Source organism: Oceanobacillus alkalisoli (genome assembly GCF_021556485.1).
Lineage (GTDB): Bacteria > Bacillota > Bacilli > Bacillales > Amphibacillaceae > Oceanobacillus > Oceanobacillus alkalisoli.
In genome coordinates this window covers 1-573 of record NZ_JAKGBW010000044.1, presented here as the reverse complement: position 1 = coordinate 573, position 573 = coordinate 1, and the positions used below count along the sequence as shown (strand labels likewise).

Genomic DNA, 573 nt, shown 5'->3' with positions numbered 1-573 from the left:
TATCCCTTTCGGTATACTTAAATCGGAGTATGTCGAAGGGGGAGGAAATAAGGAGTGGAAAAGTGGATGATTTACCAAGAGATACATCGTTTAAAGAAAAAAGGATTCTCAAAGAGCCAGATTGCAAAGAAATTAAAGATTTCTAGAAACAGAGTTATCGATTATTTAAAGATGACACCAGATCAATTCGCAGTGTTTATGGCATCTTTACAAAACCGGGCGAAGAAGTTGGACCCTTACAGAGATTACATACTGGGGTGGTTGAAAGAGCACCCAGATATGACAAGCGCCCAAGTATATGATTGGTTGCAGGAAAAGTTTGAGGTTACATCGGTAGCCGAGAATACAGTACGAAATTATGTGAATGATTTAAGGGATAGATATCATATTCCTAAAGAAACGATTGGTCGTGAGTATGGAACGGTAGAAGAACTTCCGATGGGTAAACAAATGCAAGTAGATTTCGGAGAAATGTTTGTTCCTACTGAATTTGGATCAAGAAAGAAGCTTTACGCAGCTGGATTTGTTCTATCTCATTCACGTTTCAAATATGTAGAGTGGATTGATCGTCCT

At 38.6% G+C, this 573-nt stretch carries 1 pseudogene; it reads left to right on the top strand.

Features of this window, described 5'->3' with window-relative positions:
- Positions 1 to 54 precede the first annotated feature (54 nt).
- Positions 55 to 573, top strand: a pseudogene (locus LZD48_RS18415) (IS21 family transposase); the annotation flags it as partial.